General features: G+C 73.8%; 12 protein-coding genes. 6 read left to right on the forward strand and 6 right to left on the reverse strand.

Annotation, left to right across the window (positions count from 1 at the left end):
• Positions 1-140: 140 nt before the first annotated feature.
• Together C7Y72_RS20585 and C7Y72_RS20590 are read right to left on the reverse strand one after the other, a co-directional pair.
• Positions 141-2,765, reverse strand: a complete 2,625-nt coding sequence (locus tag C7Y72_RS20585) for a choice-of-anchor Q domain-containing protein (protein ID WP_107571070.1) — start codon at positions 2,763-2,765, stop codon at positions 141-143.
• 80 nt (positions 2,766-2,845) lie between these two features.
• A complete protein-coding gene (locus tag C7Y72_RS20590; RefSeq protein ID WP_199224023.1) occupies positions 2,846-4,318 on the reverse strand; it encodes a DHA2 family efflux MFS transporter permease subunit in 1,473 nt (490 codons plus the stop codon).
• Between the two features lie 63 nt (positions 4,319-4,381).
• Between C7Y72_RS20590 and C7Y72_RS20595 the strand changes: the two genes are divergently transcribed.
• The 3 genes from C7Y72_RS20595 to C7Y72_RS20605 all read left to right on the forward strand — a co-directional run bounded on the left by C7Y72_RS20595 (position 4,382) and on the right by C7Y72_RS20605 (position 6,098).
• Positions 4,382-5,014: a TetR family transcriptional regulator gene (locus C7Y72_RS20595; RefSeq protein ID WP_107571072.1), complete on the forward strand. Its 633-nt coding sequence runs from the start codon at positions 4,382-4,384 to the stop codon at positions 5,012-5,014.
• A gap of 71 nt (positions 5,015-5,085) precedes the next feature.
• Positions 5,086-5,460: a hypothetical protein gene (locus C7Y72_RS20600; RefSeq protein ID WP_107571073.1), complete on the forward strand. Its 375-nt coding sequence runs from the start codon at positions 5,086-5,088 to the stop codon at positions 5,458-5,460.
• On the forward strand, positions 5,457-6,098 hold the full coding sequence (locus C7Y72_RS20605; protein ID WP_158276974.1) for a TetR/AcrR family transcriptional regulator: 642 nt from the start codon (positions 5,457-5,459) through the stop codon (positions 6,096-6,098). The genes C7Y72_RS20600 and C7Y72_RS20605 overlap by 4 nt, the downstream gene beginning before the upstream one ends.
• A gap of 11 nt (positions 6,099-6,109) precedes the next feature.
• Here the strand turns inward: C7Y72_RS20605 and C7Y72_RS20610 are convergent, their stop codons facing one another.
• Positions 6,110-6,688, reverse strand: coding sequence for a dihydrofolate reductase family protein (locus C7Y72_RS20610; protein ID WP_107571075.1), 579 nt, complete (start codon positions 6,686-6,688; stop codon positions 6,110-6,112).
• A gap of 266 nt (positions 6,689-6,954) precedes the next feature.
• Between C7Y72_RS20610 and C7Y72_RS20615 the strand changes: the two genes are divergently transcribed.
• Together C7Y72_RS20615 and C7Y72_RS20620 are read left to right on the forward strand one after the other, a co-directional pair.
• Positions 6,955-7,179 (forward strand): type II toxin-antitoxin system Phd/YefM family antitoxin, encoded by a 225-nt coding sequence (locus tag C7Y72_RS20615; RefSeq protein WP_107571076.1) that lies wholly within the window; start codon positions 6,955-6,957, stop codon positions 7,177-7,179.
• A complete protein-coding gene (locus C7Y72_RS20620) occupies positions 7,176-7,556 on the forward strand; it encodes a type II toxin-antitoxin system VapC family toxin (protein ID WP_107571077.1) in 381 nt (126 codons plus the stop codon). Before C7Y72_RS20615 ends, C7Y72_RS20620 begins: the two co-directional genes overlap by 4 nt.
• A gap of 160 nt (positions 7,557-7,716) precedes the next feature.
• On the opposite strand, the gene C7Y72_RS24210 is transcribed toward C7Y72_RS20620, so the two are convergent.
• Positions 7,717-11,661: a PD40 domain-containing protein gene (locus tag C7Y72_RS24210; protein WP_107571078.1), complete on the reverse strand. Its 3,945-nt coding sequence runs from the start codon at positions 11,659-11,661 to the stop codon at positions 7,717-7,719.
• 125 nt (positions 11,662-11,786) lie between these two features.
• Between C7Y72_RS24210 and C7Y72_RS20630 the strand changes: the two genes are divergently transcribed.
• Positions 11,787-12,644: an SDR family NAD(P)-dependent oxidoreductase gene (locus tag C7Y72_RS20630; protein ID WP_146175482.1), complete on the forward strand. Its 858-nt coding sequence runs from the start codon at positions 11,787-11,789 to the stop codon at positions 12,642-12,644.
• 337 nt (positions 12,645-12,981) lie between these two features.
• Here C7Y72_RS20630 and C7Y72_RS20635 read toward each other — a convergent pair whose 3' ends face one another.
• On the reverse strand, positions 12,982-16,224 hold the full coding sequence (locus C7Y72_RS20635) for an ELWxxDGT repeat protein (protein WP_107571080.1): 3,243 nt from the start codon (positions 16,222-16,224) through the stop codon (positions 12,982-12,984).
• A 145-nt stretch (positions 16,225-16,369) separates the two neighbouring features.
• Entirely contained in the window at positions 16,370-16,597 is a 228-nt protein-coding gene (locus tag C7Y72_RS20640; protein WP_107571081.1) for a hypothetical protein, read from the reverse strand.
• Positions 16,598-16,631: the final 34 nt, after the last annotated feature.

The following is a 16,631-nucleotide window of genomic DNA, read 5'->3' on the forward strand; positions in this document are numbered from 1 at the left end:
CGGCATCCCGCACCGGGACGGGTCGCATCGGGCATGGACGGGACGGGCGCGGCGCTCACCGCACCGAGTCTAGGCGCAGCGGGCCGCCCCTCGGGGCTCCCGGGCGCCCCGGCGCGCCTGGCGCACCGGGGCCGTGGGACTCAGGTCCGCCGGCGGGGGGCCTTGGCCGAGCGCGCGGGCTTGACGGTCACGCGACCGCTCGCGGCCCGCCGGCCGGCGAGGCTCGCCGTGACCGTGACGGGCAGCTTGTGGAAGCGGCCCAGCAGCTGCCGCGAGCGCTTGCTGAGCTTCAGCGTCACCACGGTGCTGCGGCCGGGCTGCAGCGTCCGGGTCGCGCGGGCGACGGTGACCGTGACGGTGCGGACCTTCGGGCGGGCGCGCAGACCGATCACCGTGTCGCCGCGGCGACGCTCACGCGTGGTGGCCTTCAGCGCCACCTTGCAGGTCCGTCCCGCTGCCGCGCTGCACCGCAGGGTCACGCGGACGGTCTTCGGGGTGGTGGAGAGCCGCACGAGTCCGAGCCGGGTCGGGACGACCACGGGCGCAGGCGTGGGCGTGGGCCCGCCGTCGTTGGCGGGCGGCCCCACCGGGGTGACGGGCGTGGGCGTGAGCGTCGTGAAGGTCCGGACCGGTCCGCGGAAGGTGTCGGCGGGGTCGGACCCGGAGGCGGGCCGCTCGATCCGGACCTGCGCGTAGTGGACGGTCCCGGGCGCGAGGCCGGTCAGCGTCGCGAAGAGGGCGGGCGAGACGACCGACCCGGCTGCGACCGTGGCGGACTCACCGACCGGGGAGAGCGCATCCGGGCTGGTGCCGACGTAGAGCCGGGCGGTCCCGGCGCGTTCGTCGGTGGCGCTGCCGGTGAGCGTCGCGCCGGAGGTCGTGACGGCCGTCGCGGCGACGTCGGCGTCCTGCAGCCGTTCGACGGCGCCGAGATCGCAGGCAGTGCCCTGCGGGCGCATGGCGCCGCGTCGGTCGAGGCCTCCGCAGGCCGGGTCCGTCTCCGGCACCACGTCGAGGGCGGGGCTCCCCGGCGCGGGGCGCAGCAGCGGCACCGGGTCGGCGGTCGCCGGGATCAGGGGATCGGTGGAGATCGGCGCCCCGCACGACGCCGGGAAGCTCAGGCTCGGACCGTCGAGGCCGACGGGGACGGGGCCATCGCAGTTCGCGGCGCCGTTGGAGGAGGCGAGGACCGCGCGGAGCGTGGCGCTGCCGCCGGCGGGAACGTGGATGCCGGAGCCGACGGTCGTGGAGCCGGGCCGGTGGTTGTACGCCACGGTCGTGCCGTCGAGCGTCAGGGTGCCGGCCGCGTACGCGCCGTCGCCCAGGCCGGCGGGCCGCGCGGGAACCTGGCCGGCCGCCGGGACGACGTCGACCCCGCGGTTCTCGGTGATGGTGCTGTCGCTGACCGCCATCGTGCCGCCGGGCTGCGGCGCCAGGCCGCCGCCGTGCCCCGCCGGACCGTCGTCGCCGCGCGCGCCGCCGGCGCCGGCGGCGCCGCCCTGCTGGGTGGAGTTGCGGGTGATGTCGGTCCGGGCGACGGTCGTGGTCGTGCCGCCCGCGGTGGCGATGCCGCCACCCATCCCGCCCGCGCCGCCGTTGCCGCCGTCGATCGTCGCGGTCGTGTCGGCGGTCGAGCCGGCGCCCCCTGCGCCGGCACGGTTGGTCGCGATCGTGCTGTCGGTCACGGTGGTCGTCCCGGTTCCCGCCGCGTCGTAGAGCCCACCGCCGGAGCCGCCGGCACCCCCGTCACGGGTGTTGGTGTCCATCTGGCAGCGACCGCCGGAGCCGCCGCCGCCCGCGGTGTTGCCGCGCAGGATGGAGGTCTCGATCGTGGTCATGGCGCCGGGCGCGGCGAAGATCCCACCGCCGTCCCCGCCCGCCCCACCGGTCCCCGACGAGAGATCCGAGGCCTGGCTGCCACCGCCACGTCCGGCCTGGTTGCCCTCGATCGTCGTGCCGTTGCGGGTGACGAGGGTCCCGAGGTTGGCGACGCCACCGCCGTCCCCGCCCTCGCCGCTCAGACCTCCCGTCCCGGCAATGTCGCGCAGGCCGCTGGCGCCGTCGCCGGCGTTGTTGCCGCTGACGATGGCCGCGTCGAGGGTGAGCGATCCGGTGTTGTAGATGCCGCCGCCGTCACCACCGCGGCCGCCGAGCGAGCCGCCGGTCGGACCGTAGACGGGGTCACCGGGCGCGGACGCCAGCCGGTAGCCGTCGCCACCGGTGCCGGCGCGACCGCCTTCGACGCGCGTGTCGGCGAGCGTGAGCGTCCCCGCGTTGCGGATCACGCCGCCGTTGCCGCCGGCCTGCCCGGTGGGCGCCTGGGCGGTGCCGGCGGCGCCGCGGGGCAGGACGCCGTTGACGAGCCGCAGGGACTCCACGCGGACCGTGCCGCCCTGGACGTCGAGCACGCGACCGCCGCCGTTGGCGTCGATCGTCGTGGTGCCGGCCGCTGCGCCGCGGATCGTCACCTCGCCGGCGGTGACGACGAGGTCGCTGGTGCCGCCGCCGGTCGCGGCCGCGAGAGCGTAGGTGCCGGCCGAGACGACGACGGTGTTCGCGCCGGGGGTGGCGCCCGGGCAGTCGGCCGCGGCGGACGCGGGGGCCTGCGCTGCGGCGATCGCCTCGCGCAGCGAGCAGCCCGCGGTGGCCGGATCGTCGTCGGCGTGGTCGACGGTGATGGTGCCGGCGAGGGCGCTGGAGGGCGCGAGGGCGCCCGCGAGCAGGCAGGCGGCGAGAAGCGCCCGGGGGCGCGGGGTCTGGACCATGGCCGGATGTTCTACTGCGAAGTGCGACGGCGCGTCGCGTGACCGAAGTCAGACGCGGGCCGCCCGCGGCGCGTGCCCGTCTACGCGGGCACGGCGGCGGAGTCGGCCGCGGGCGGCATCTGCGGGGCGGGGGGCCGACGCAGGAAGACGGCGACGGCGATCGCCAGGACGGTGAGGCCGACGCCGTAGGTCAGCGCGCGCTGGATGCCCTCCGACAGCGCGTCGGGGTTGGCGGTCCCGGCGTCGGAGACGGCGGTCGCCCGGCGGGTCATCACGGTGATGAAGATCGCGGTGCCCGCGGCACCGGCGACCTGCTGCATGGTGCTGACGATCGCGCTGCCGTGCGAGTAGAGCTGCGGCGGGACGGCGCCGAGCGCGGTGGTCAGCAGGGGGGTGAACATCATCGCCAGGCCGGCGCTGAGCACGACGTGGGCGAGCACGACGACGGCGAGCGAGGAGCCCTCGTCCAGGGTGGTCATGATCAGCAGCGAGGCGCTGACGACGACGGCGGCGGGGATGACGAGCGGCCGCGGGCCGACACGGTCGTACAGGCGTCCGACGACGGGGGAGAGGAGGCCCATGACCAGGCCGCCGGGCAGGAGCAGCAGGCCGGTCGTGAGCGTGGAGACCTCCTGCACGTCCTGGAGGTACATCGGCAGCAAGATGATGGCGCCGAACAGCGCCATCATGCTCACGGCCATCAGCGCGGTCGCGACCGAGAAGATCGGGTTGGTGAAGCAGCGGATGTCCAGCAGCGCCCGCTCGCGCAGCGCCAGCTGCCGCATCCCGAAGCCGAGCAGGCCGACGACGCCGACGGTGATCGGGATCCACGGGGCCAGCAGCGTCTCGCCCTGCGCCTGCTCGCCGATGCTCGAGAGCCCGTAGACGATCCCGCTGAAGCCCAGTGCGGACAGGCCGACCGACACGGCGTCGATGCGCATGACGCGCGGCTCGGTGACGTTCTCCACCCAGCGCGCGCCGAGGGCGAGCGACAGGAGCGAGATGGGCAGGACGATCCAGAACATCCAGCGCCAGTCCAGGCCGCTGAGGACGAGGCCGGAGATCGTCGGGCCGATCGCGGGGGCGACGGAGATGACGATCGAGACCGTGCCCATCATCGCGCCGCGCCGGGCCTCCGGCACGAGGTTGAGGATCGTGGTCATCAGCAGCGGCATCATCAGCGCGGTGCCGATCGCCTGGATGATCCGTCCGACCAGCAGGACGACGAATCCGGGGGCGAGGGCGGCGACCAGGGTGCCGGTGCTGAAGGCGATCATCGAGCCGAGGAACACCGTGCGCACGTGGAACCGCTGCAGGAGGAAGCCGGTGACCGGGATGACGACGGCCATGGTCAGGAGGAACGCGGTCGTCAGCCACTGCGCCGTGGTGGCGGGGATGTCGAGGTCGTCCATGAGCCGCGGGAGCGCGACGCTCATGATCGTCTCGTTGAGGATCACGACGAACGTCGAGGCGACGAGCAGCGCGATGAGGCGCTTGTGCCCGGCGGGCAGCTCGGGGGCGTCGGTGGGGGCTGTGGCGGCGGAGGGACTCATAACGCTGCGCGCCATGATGGCACACTGTGCCAAGTAGGCAGGGGCTGCGGTACGATCCCCGGGATGGCCGCCGTCGACTCCCTCGACCTCCGCGAGCGTCGGCGCCTGCAGACGACGCGGGAGATCAGCGACGCGGCGCTGGGTCTGTTCGAGTCGGTCGGCGTCGACGGCACGCGCATCGAGGACATCGCGCGCGAGGCCGGCATCTCGCCCCGCACGTTCTTCCGCTACTTCCCGACGAAGGAGCGCGCGGCGTTCTGCTCGGATCCGGAGGTCGAGCAGCTCGTCGACGGGATGGCGGCGACGCTGGACCCGGGCACGCCGCTGCTGCCACAGGTCGAGGCGATCTACGCGGCCGCGATGGCCGCCTACGACAACGGGCGCAGCCCGGGGGGACGGCGGGTCCTGCGGATGTGGCGGCTGGTCGATCGCGAGCCGACGCTCCGCGCCGCGGGCGTGGCCTACGAGGAGGAGCGGGCGCGGGCGCTCGCCGCCCGGCTGCGCGAGGCGCTGGGGACGGACGAGCGCGACCTGCGGCCCGAGCTCGTCGTCGAGGTGGTCGGCGCGAGCGCGCGGGTCGCGTTCCGCCGCTGGGCGGTCCTGCACGAGGCCGGCCGCGAGGCGGACCTCGTCACGCTCTACGAGGAGGCACGGGACCTGCTGCGCTCCCTCCCGGGAACTCCACCAGGCGCATAACATGAACGTTGTGTATGTTCATGTTGTTGCGCGGTGATCAGCGCCGCGCCCGACCCAGGGGAGACCTCGCCATGAGCACCACCCGCCTCGCCCTCGGCGCGACCCGCGCCCTCGTCGGCCTTGCCGCCTGGACCGCCCCGGACCAGACCGTGACCGTCTTCGGCATCGACCGCGAGCGCCACGACCGCTTCGTCAGCCGACTCTTCGGCGCCCGGGACTTCGCGCTCGGCGCGTCGGTCCTGGCGGCCGATCCGCAGCACCTACGTGCCGCCACGACCGTCGGGGTCCTCGTGGACTCCGTCGACGCGATCGCGGGCTTCGACGAGTACCGCCGCGGCACGCTCTCCACGCGCGCGTTCGTGCTCGGGCCGTGCGGTGCCGTCCTGCTGGCGGTCCTCGGAGTCCTCGTCCTGCGCGAGGAGTCCGCGGGTACCGTGGCCGGGTGACCGCGCCGCTGCCGTACCGCCATCTCCTCAAGCGCGAGCCGACGCAGGCGCGCAGCCGTGCCCGTGTCGAGGCGATCCTCGACGCGGCCGCGGGCCTGCTCGCCGACGGCGACCGCGAGGCGGTGACGGTTCGTGACATCGCTGCGGGCGCGGGCGTGCCGACCGGGACCCTCTACCAGTTCTTCGAGGACAAGCCGGCCGTGCTGCAGGCCCTGGCCGTGCGGTACGTGCACCGCACGCCCGACGTGCTCGGCGCGGCGCTCGCGCGCCCGGACCGCGACTGGCGCACCGTGCTGCCGGCGGTGGTCGACGGCTTCGCCGAGCTGCTGCGCCGCGAGCCGGCGATGCGCGTGCTGTGGCTCCACAGCACCCTGGACGCGGCCACCGTCAGCCTCGCCGACGCCGCCGACGACCAGCTCGCCCGCGATCTGGCGCGACACCTGCGTCAGATCGCGCAGGCGCCGGACGCCGAGCCGGAGACCGCGCCGGGCTGGCGGGTGCTGATCAGCGTCGTGTCGAGCCTGCTGCGCGGCGCCTTCCTGCTGGACCCGGCCGGTGACGAGGCGACCCTGCGCGAGGCGCGACGGGTCGCCACCGTGTACGCGGGCACGCTCCTGGGCCTGGTCGCCCAGCCCTGAGCGGGCTCCCGCTAGGAGACGCCGCCCCGATCGGCCGGCGGGCGGGCGACGCGATAGCGCTCGTAGATCACCTGGTCGAACGTCCGGACCTCGACGAGGGTGAGCGGCACCCGGCGGTCCACCGCGGGCAGCAGCGGGGTCCCGCCGCCCAGCACCGCGGGACCGCGGAACAGGCGCAGCTCGTCGACGAGCCCCTGGGCGAACGCCTGCCCGGCGAGATCCGCACCGCCGATCTCGACGTCGCCACCGGTCTCCCGCGTCAGGCGGGCGAGCTCCTCCTCGAGCGTCCCGGCCGCCAACCGCGTGTTCGTGCCCTGCACGGCATCCAGCGTGCGGCTGAACACGACCTTCGGGAGCGCCGCCCACGTGTCGGCGAACGCCGCGTCCGCCGCGGTCCGCCGCATCGCGGGATCGGTCTCCCAGACCAGCATCGTCTCGTAGAGCCGCCGACCCAGGAGCATCGCCCCGAGCTCACCGACCCGTTCGAGATGGAAGGCGAACAGCTCGTCGCTCGGGACGGACCAGTCGATCGCGCCGTCGCGGTCGCTGATGAAGCCGTCGACGGACACGCCCATGGAGACGAGCAACATCAGACGGACCTGCGCGGACGCGGTGCAGCAGAACGGGACATCATGCGGAAGGGCTCCTTCGGTCGGTGAGGCGGTCGAGAGTCAGGACCGCCGAACCCGCAGGATCTCATCGGCCGGCGCGCCAGCTCCCAGTACTCGCGACGGGGGTTAGGTGTCGGCGTGAAAACTGACCTGCCGCTCGCATCGCGCCCCTGACGGCAGGTTCGCGTCCAGAGCCCTCGCCGCGCGTGCTGGACTAGGTGGACTAGCAGAAGTATCCTGGGGCGATGAAGCCGGTGAAGATGCATGAAGCGAAGACCAACTTCTCGAGACTGATCGCGCTTGTGGAGTCGGGTGAGGAGGTCGTGGTGCAGCGCGGTGACCTTCCCGTGGCACGCATCGTTCCGTACTCCGAAGCGACGGAGCGCCGCGCTGGCGCTTTGAAAGGCCAGATCACGATTGGGTCGGACTTCAAGGAGATCCCCGAGGGGTTCGAGGACGACCTAACGTGAGCGCCTGGCTCGTCGATACTCACGCGCTGTTGTGGTTCCTGGCCGACGACTCGAACCTCTCGGCCGCCGCGAAGACCACGATGGAATCAGGGGCCGAGGTGCTGTTGGTGAGCACGGCATCCTTGTGGGAGATTGCGATCAAGTCGGCGCTCGGGAAGGTCGTTGTCCCGGACGACCTGCCGGGCATTGTGCGAGCCGAGGGCTTCCAGTCGCTCGCGGTCACTCCCGCGCACGTCTGGGCAGTTCGAGACCTCCCGGTCGGGCCGCACAAGGACCCGTTTGACCGGCTTCTCGTTGCGCAAGCGCGCACGGAAGGTCTGTCGATCATCAGTAGTGACGAGCGGTTCGACCAGTACCCCGTCACGCGTCACTGGTGATCTCGGCGGAGGCGGCCCGACTCGGCTGTGGCGCCACACGGGCACTGGTTTCCGTCGAGGCGTTACATAACATCGATTATCGAGCGTAAACTCTGCCTCGCAGCCGGTGTCGGCGCGGACGCCCTGCAGCGGCCGACACGGACCCCCACCGCGACGACGGTCACTCGATCAGCCCGAAGCCGAGCTCCGCGTCGGGGTTGTTGACCGGCGCCGGACCGGTGAACGTGATCGGCTTGCCCTTCGTCTGGAAGAAGACGGGCTTCGAGAAGCGCGCCCGTCCGTCCACGCCCGTGCAGCCGACGACCGCGTTCTGCTCACGCGGCACGTCCGTGAAGACGGCGGTGCGCTCGTCGATGTCCACGGACTGGCTCGTGGTGCGCCCGTCCTTCAGCTTCAGCAGGGCCGACACGCGCACGAGATCGTCGTCCTCGCGCTTCCAGGTCAGGCGGATCGTCGAGCCGCGCCGACGGACCCGGCAGGTCTCCATCGGATCGACCTCGCTGACGCGCCCCAGGCGGAACCGCGTCACCGGGACCTCGTACTGCGGGACGCCGTCTGCGTCGTCGACGAGCGCCACGACCGTGTGCAGCCCGGTCGTCGGGAGTGGCGTGAACGTCCGGGTGCTCTTGGCCAGCGTGCTGGTCCCCAGCTCCTGCTGCTGATCACCGACGCGCTCGACGTACCGCAGCCGGCGCCCCTCGCCCTTCTCGACCGCGAACGTCAGCTTCGCGTCCCCGTCGCTGCCGAGCCGGACGCGGCCGTCGACCTCGGGCTCCGGAGCGGGCTCGGCCTCGCCGATGCTCGCGAGCGAGTCGGAGCCGGGAAGCAGCTCGACGTTCCATGTGCCGGCCTGCGGCTTGAACAGCGTGACGACGGTCGCCCGGTTGGCCGGGTCCTTGGAGAGCATGAACCGGCCGTCGAGGACCCCGCCGTCCGGCGCCTCGGGCGTCTCCACCCGCTGACCGCCGGGGCCGACGAGCGCGATGCGCGGCGGCGCGGTCGCGCCGACGAACTCGAAGGTCTTCGCGTCGAGCCCGGCCACAACGGTGAGCGGCGTCGGCCCCGCCTGGGCGGCGCGGGCGCGTGCCGGCCGGCGCTTGGCCGGGCGCATCCCGCACGCCCGCGACATCACGCGGACCTCCCCCGTCTCCCACATGTACGCCGACCCGGCCTGGAAGCCGACCGGGCCGACACAGGAGACGAGCGCCTTGTCGCTGATCCGGACGTGGACCGCCATCGGGACGCCGAAGACCGTCACCTTGCCGGTGCCGGCCCCGAAGAACGCCTTCGGGGTGACGTACCCGCGGACCTCGAGATCCAGGGACGGGAGGAAGCCCAGCCGCAGGACCTGCGGCGGAAAGCCGAAGCCGCCGCTGAACGAGGTCGATTCGGGCGTGATCGCCAGACGGCCCTGCGCGATCGTGAACAGGCCGAGCTTCAGGACGGCCGGCCCGAACGTCAGCTCGCTCGGGATCGGCCCGTCACCCTGGCGGTACCCGGCGGTCACCGAGGCGTCGAGGCTCGCGACCTCCAGCCGCGCCCCGACCGGCCGGAAGAAGATCGACGGCCCGAACGTCACACCGGCGGAGCCCGTGAGCGAGAACGGGTCGACGGTGGCGCCGATCCCGAGCCGCTGGAGGAAGATCGGCAACGGCGCGGCGAACGGGATCGGCTTGTTGAGCCCGTCGAGCTGCACCGCGGCGCCCTTCAGGCCCCAGTTCGCGAACTCCCACGTCCCGGTGACGGTCGGTGAGCGGTCCAGGACGGCCTGTGCGGTGCCCGGCGCCCGGACGGCCACCTCGGCCCGGACGGTGGCGCTGAGGTCGGTCGAGGCCGTGATCGACGCGTCACGCAGCTCGAGCGTTCCCATCGAGATGCGCGCGAAGCGCGTCGTCGGGCCGCTGAACCCCACCTTGCCCTTGAGGTCCACGCCGCCGGCGTTCGTCGCGAGGATCGTGACCTCGGTGCCGAGCTCGAGGCCCGTCGGGAGCTTCGCGCCGAACACCTTCTCGGGCAGCGGCGGCGTGACGCCGACCGTGAGCGACACCCGGCCGGTGCCGTAGGCGCCGTCATGGGTGAACTCGAACGCGGGTCGCACGTTCGTGAGCAGCATGCTCTTGAAGAACCCGACCTTCCCGCCGGGCGCCGGCGCCTGCACGAGGTCCTTCGTGTTCACCGGCGGCATCGGCAGCTCGACGGTCCGGCCCGACGTCAGCGGGATCCCGTTCAGGCGCCGGCTGAACGGCAGCTCCATGCGGACGCCCCGATCGGTGGAGATCACCGGGAACCTGTTGTTCGCGTCGACCGGATAGTCGCCGGGGATCGCCCGCAGGAAGATGCGCACCGGTCCCGTCGAGCTCAGCGTGTCGCCCTGCTGGTTCAGCACGATTCGTCCCGACTGCGGGACGAGCTCGAGGCCGTTGAGCCGCACGAGCGTCGGGGACTCGTAGCTCGCCTTCTCCGGGTCGAAGATGAAGCAGTCCGAGAACGCCTCGATCGGGCCGAGCTGGACGCTCTTGGTCTTGTCCCACTCCTCGCAGGTGGTCTTGCGCGCCGGGCCGCTGCTGCGGTCGCAGCGGCGGTAGAAGAGCGCGGACTGCTCGGGCGTGCCGTACGAGTTGGCGTGGTTGCTGCAGTAGCCGCTGGGTTCGAAGTCCGACGCGTTGCCCTGGTAGGGCCGGAAGCCGGAGGCCCGCGCCCGGACGCTGCGGCTCCTGGCCCGGGCGGGCTGGCGGTCCAGGAAGCTGAAGGTCACGGGCTTGCCCTCGACCGGCGCGCAGCCCTCGGCCGACGCCTTCAGGGCGAGCTTGACGCTCAGCGGCTCGGTCAGGCCGGCGAGCCGCTTGCGGGCGCTGGCCTTCAGCGGCAGGGTCAGGGTCTCCTCCCCGTCGCCGGTCGAGATCATCGAGCCGCTCGCGAGCGTCCCGAGGCCCTTGGCGGTCACCTCTCCCGAGATCCGCCAGCCGATCCCGGCGACGTCCATGTCGACCTCGAGCTCCCGGTCGCCGACCGCGAAGTCGGTGCGGTACGCGCCGGGCACCCAGAGGCTGACGCCCGACGGGCAGGCGGGAGCCGGCGGACGCGACGTCGGTCCGGGGCCCGGAGTCGGGTCGGCGCCCGGGCCGGGCGTGGGCTGCGGGGTCGGCGCGGGCGGCGTCGGGAGCGCGCTGCGCTCCGCGGTCTGCCAGTCCGGCTGGAAGTCGCCGGCGATCGGCTTGTTCGTGAGGTTCGTGACGCCGGTGCCGTCGGCGTTCATCGCGTAGATCTCGTAGTCGCCGTCCCGATCGGACGAGAACAGGATCTTCCTGCCGTCCGGCGACCACGACGGCTCGAAGTCGGTGTCGGACGCGTTGCTGGTGATGTCGACCGGGTTCGTGCCGTCGGCGTTCATCACGAAGACGTCGTAGTCGGGGCCGTTGCGCTCGCTGGTGAACGCGAGCTTCGTGCCGTCCGGGGACCAGGCCGGGTGGATGTCGTAGCCGGCCGTGAGGGTGAGGTGGTGGAGCTCTCCCCCGTTCGGGTCCATCGTCCAGATGTCGTAGTTCCCGGCGACGAGGCGGTCGGAGATGAACGCGATCCGGGAGCCGTCGGGCGACCAGGTGGGGTTCTCGTTGGATCCCGGGCTGTCCGTCAGCTGCCGCAGATCGGTCCCGTCGGCGGCGATCGTGTAGATCTGGTTGCTGCCCGTGCGGTTGGAGTAGAAGACGATGCGGGACCCGTCGGGCGACCAGCTGGGCGAGAACTCCGCGGAAGCGGGCAGGTTGGTCACGTTCACGGGCGCCGAGCCGTCCGCCGCGACGGTGTAGATCTCGCGGTTCCCGTCCCGCGTCGTCTGGAACGCGAGCCTCGTCCCGTCCGGCGACCATCGGGGCGAGAAGTCGTCGGCGGTGTTGGTCGTCAGCCGCGTCTGCCCCGTGCCGTCCGCGTTCATCGTGTACAGCTCGCGACCGCTGTGGTCCCGGTTCGAGGTGAACGCGATCTTCCCGTTGGTCCCCGGGACCACCCGGGCGTGCGAAGCGGCCGGGGACGCCGGGGCGTCGCCCACGCCGAGCGCGGCGAGGAGCAGGGCGGCGAGGGCTGGACCGGCACTCGGGAGAAGGCGCACCCGCGCACTATAGGCCCACCTTCCGGACGATCGCGAACCGTCGTCCGGCACACGGCCTGGCCCGACCGCGCGCCGGGAAGCTCCGACCCGTCGCAACCTGCCCGGCGCCCTACGATCATCGGCCGGTGCGACATCGACCTCTCCCCTCCCCGCCGCTCTCCGGCCAGGTGCTCCTCGTCAGCGGGGCCGCCGGCGGGATCGGCGCGGCGACCGCCCGCGCGCTCGCGGCGCGCGGGGTCCTGCTCGCGCTGACCGACCGCGACGAGGCCGCCGTCCGCGCGCTCGCCGCCGGGCTTCCCGGCGCGAGCGCCCACGTGCTCGACGTGACCGACCGGTCGGCCTGCATCGACGTCGTCGCCGCCGTGACCGCCGCGCACGGACGGCTCGACGCGGTCTGGGCCAACGCCGGGATCTCCGTGTACGGGCCACTGGACCTCGTCGACGCCGACACGTGGGACGCCGTGCTGGACGTCAACCTCCGCGGCGCGGCGAACCTCGTCCGCGCCGCGCTGCCCGCCGTGATGCAGGCGCGCGGGTACGTCGCGCTCACCTGCTCGGTCGCCTCGTTCGTCCACCAGCCCGGGCACACCGCCTACGCCGCGTCCAAGGCGGGCCTCGAGGCGCTCGGCGACAGCCTGCGCAGCGAGCTGACCGGCACCGGGGTCCGGGTCGGCACCTTCCACCCGGGCTGGATCGCCACCTCGCTCGTGGCCGAGAAGGAGGACCACCAGCCCGCCTTCCGGCGGTTCCGCGAGGCCGTCCGCCCGCCGTTCAACACGATCCACCCCGTCGACGCGATCGTGCCCGAGATCGTCGGCGCGTTCGAGCACCGCCGCGCGCGGCTCGTGTTCCCGCGCGTGCACTGGCTCGCCCACGCGCTGCGGCCCGTCGCGCACACGCGCGCGCTCAGCGCGGGCGTGCGCGCCGCCGCCCCGGAGATCCGGCGGCTGTACGCCGAGCAGCTCCAGGCCCGGCAGCGCTGAACGGGCACCGTCACCCGGCGCTCGCCGAGGTCACCGATCCCGCATCCTCGGTGGTCCGATCGAGCTTGCCCGAAGTACCGCAGGTCCTCTCCTGAGAAGGCCCGGCCGTCCTCGGCGGCCGCCGCGCGCGGCTTGCTCACCAGGGCGTCCGACGACCCGTATGCGCCACTTCGGCCCGGCGAGCACGGTGCCCGCCCTGCGCCTGCGACGGGCGGGCCGCCCTGCGCCTGCCGGAGATCCCGCTGCGGCCTGCCGACGACACCACCGCGGCGGCCGGGCAGATCTGACGCGGCGGCGCGGCGGGCGGGCGACTCGCCCGCCCGCCGCCCGCTCGCGGCTACCGGCGCTTCGCCGCCGGACGGCGGAGCTTCAGCGTGCGGGTCACGCTGGTCCTCCCGATGGTCGCGGTCGCCGTCACGGCGGTCGTCCGCCCGGCGCGCACGAGCTTGCGGCCCTGCGCGTTCAGCGTCAGGCGGACGCTGACCGTGCCGCCGGCCGCCGCCCGGAACGCGGCCCGGGCGACCGTCACCCGCACGGTCCGCCGCTTGCCCTTCACCCGCTGCGTGGCGCGGACGGTCAGCGTGACGGTGCCGGCGCACACCGTCGTGCCCGTGCACCGCAGCGCCACCGCCGCGCGGTTGCGCGCGTCGAGGCGCAGCGTCGACGGTCCGCCGAACGCGAACGCCGTCCGCGGCGGGGTCGTCGTGCCGCCGCCCGGCGTCGTGCCGCCGCCACCGGCCGGGGGCGACCCGGTGCCGGTGCCCGTGCCGGACCCGGGATCGGTCGGCGGGGTCGGCGGCGCGGGCGGCGCCGGCGGGACCCGCGCCGGCACCGTGAACAGCTCGCGGCCCGGGATGTCCTGGGTGGCGACGAGGACCACGCGGTCACCCGCCTGCGCGAAGCCGCGCGGGGTCGAGGACTCGCTCCCCGGACGGATGTCCGTCGGGGTGGTGCTCGCGGGCGTGCCGTCGCTGGTCCACAGCTCCTCGCCGACCGCGGCCGTGCGGGCGCCGAAGTGCAGGCGGTCACGGATGACCCGCAGGCCGGTCACGCCACCGTCGGTCGTGCCCGGGGCGGTGTCCGCCAGCAGCGAGGTGCCCGCCGCGGTCCCGTCGGTGACCCAGGGCTCGATGCCCGCCGTCGGGGTGCGGATCAGGAACACGAGCCGGTCCCCGACGACCGTCAGGGAGCCCGGGAAGGTCCCGGCGGTGGGCGTCGGGATGTCGGTGACGCGGACGGTCCCGGCGGCGGTCCCGTCGCTCTTGAAGATCTCCCAGCCCTCCGGCCCCCCGTCGTTGGCGGCGAAGAACACCGTCGAGCCGACGGCGACGAGCTCGTAGGGACTGGACCCGCCCACCCCGGGGCGGATGTCCTTGACGCGCACGGTGCCCGCCGCGGTGCCGTCGCTCTTCCAGAGCTCGGTGTCGCGCCCGTCGAGGCCGTCACCGGCGGAGGCGAAGAAGAGCGTCGACCCGACCGCCACCATCTCCCCGCTCCCGGCCGCCACGGGACCCGCGTCGGTCGGGCGCTGGATGGGCCTGATCTTGACCGGCTCGCTCGCGCCCCTCGGCAGCTTCCAGAACGCCGCGGCGTCGGTCTGGTCGGAGCCGAAGAGGTACAGCGCGTCGCCCATGACCGTCAGCGAGATGGGAAAGAACCCGAAGGTCGCCGGTGCCGCGGGCGGCACGCTCTTCACGATCGAGACCCCCGTGCCGTCGCTGGCGCGCAGATCGACCTGCGAGCCGCTGGGCACGGCCGGGACGACCACGCCGAAGTAGAGCTTGCCGTCGAAGGCGACGGACGACGTGATGCTCGGGCTCTGCGCGCCCGGAACCTGGTCGGCGACCAGGCGGGTGCCGTCGGTCGTGCCGTCGGTCACCCACAGCTCCGTCCCCGTCGCGCCGTCGTTGGCCGTGAAGAACAGCTTCGACCCGACCGCCCGCAGCGGCCGCGGGTCGCTCCCGGTGGCTCCGGGCCGGATGTCCCGCAGGAGCCTCGTGCCGTCGCCGGTGCCGTCGGTCACGTGCAGCTCCGGGCCGAGGCCGCCCGTGTCGGCGACGAAGTACGCCTTGTCGCCCGCCGTGGTCAGGAACGGGTCGACGCCGTCGCGGAAGGTCGAGGGCGTCCGCTGGTTGAGGTCGCGCACGAGCCGGGTGCCCGCCGTCGTCCCGTCGGAGACCCACGGCTCCCCGCCCGTCGACGGCGTGCTGGTGCGGAAGTAGACGCGATCGCCGAAGCTCACCGCGGCCCGCGGCGCCCCCGACGGGTCGAGCTGGCGGGTCCCCGCCGCGGTCCCGTCGCTGAACCACAGGCCACCGGAGGCCGTCGGACCCTCGGCCGCGAAGACGACCCCGTTGGGCACCGCCAGCAGCGCGCGACCCTGACCGAAGTCGGGGGTCGGGTTGTAGGCCACCGAGGTGACGGTCGTCGTGCCGCCGGACGTGCCGTTGGAGACGTAGAGGCGCACGCCGGTGCCGTCGTTGGCGAGGAAGAACAGCTTGTCGCCCACGACGACGAGGCTTTCCGGGTTGGACGCCCCGACGTCCGGGTTGATGTCCTTCACGAGCGTCGTGCCGGCCGCGGTGCCGTCGGAGGTCCACAGCTCCCGCTCGGTCGTCTCGTCCCCGGCGTGGAAGTACAGCTTGCCCTGGAGCACCACCGGGAACCGGGGGTCACCGCCGTCGGGACCCTGGCGGATCTCCTTGACCAGCGCGACGGTCGGCGTCGCCGTGGCGAGCCCGTCCACCTTCCAGAGCTCGTTGTTGTTGGGCGCGTCGCTGGCGTTCAGGTACAGGACGCCGTTCAGCACCACGGGACTGCTCGGGTCGCTGGAGCCGGGTCCCGGGTTGATGTCGGTCAGCCGCTCGGTGCCCGGGGCGGTGCCGTCGGTACGCCACAGCTCCCGGCCGTTGATGCCGTCGTCGGCGGTGAAGTACACCTTCGAGCCGATGCGCATGAGGTCCTGCGGCCCGGAGCCGTCGGGGCCGGTGCGGACCGGCAGTGGCGTCGTGCCGGACGCCGTGCCGTCGCTGATCCACAGCTCGCGGCCCTCGTTCGGCGCCTCGGCCGCGAACACGAACGTCGAGCCGTCACCGAGCGCCGTGAACTGGTCGGGGTTGCTGTCGCCGGACGCGAGGTCCTTCAGCTGGAAGGTCCCGGTGGCCGTGCCGTCGGTGCGCCACAGCTCGCGGCCGCCCGTGCCCTCGTTGGCGGCGAAGTAGACGACGTCCCCGGACGGCGTGGTCACCGTGCCGAACGACGTCGGGTCCGCGGCCGCGGTCCCCGTGCCGATCGCCTTCACGAGCGTCGTGCCCGCGGCGCTGCCGTCGGTGATCCAGATGCCCCGGTCCCCGCCCGGGATCCCGGCGGTGAAGACGTGACGCGTGCCGAGCTTCGCGAACCCCGACGGGTCCGACGACCCCGGGGGCGTGAGCCGGAAGTCCTTCAGCAGCGTGGGCGGCCCCTCCAGCGTGACCGCAGCGGATGGCGCGGGCGCGGCGAGACCGAGCGCGACGAGTGGCGCGAGCGCGCGGACGGCGAGACGACGCGTCGGCGACGCGCCGCGACGAAGAGACGACATGGAACCCCCTGGTTGGAACCGACCACACCGACCGCACCCCTGCGGGCCGGTGCACCACCGTGAATTCCATCACACCGGAATGCGCGGCGTGCCATCGACGCCCCGGCCACCGGTGCCGGGCGCGTCGGCGCTCGCGGCCACCCGCTCAGGCCGGGGGCGGCGTCCAGCCGGCGCGCAGCCGGTCGGCGTAGGCGGCGAGCCCACGCGCGGCCGGGGTCTCCTCCCCCAGCGTCCACGCGTGCGCGGCGAGCGCGGCCGCGAGCTCGTCGGGACCGTCGCCGAGGTCCAGCCGGGCGCGGATCAGGTCCTGCAGTGCCCGGCCCGGGTTGGCGGCGGCGATCGCCGCGTCCAGCGCCTCGTCGAGATCGTCCATCGCGGTCCCATCATCGCGCAGACGCGGCTAGGGT

Origin of the sequence: Paraconexibacter algicola, from assembly GCF_003044185.1 — a bacterium.
Lineage (GTDB): Bacteria > Actinomycetota > Thermoleophilia > Solirubrobacterales > Solirubrobacteraceae > Paraconexibacter > Paraconexibacter algicola.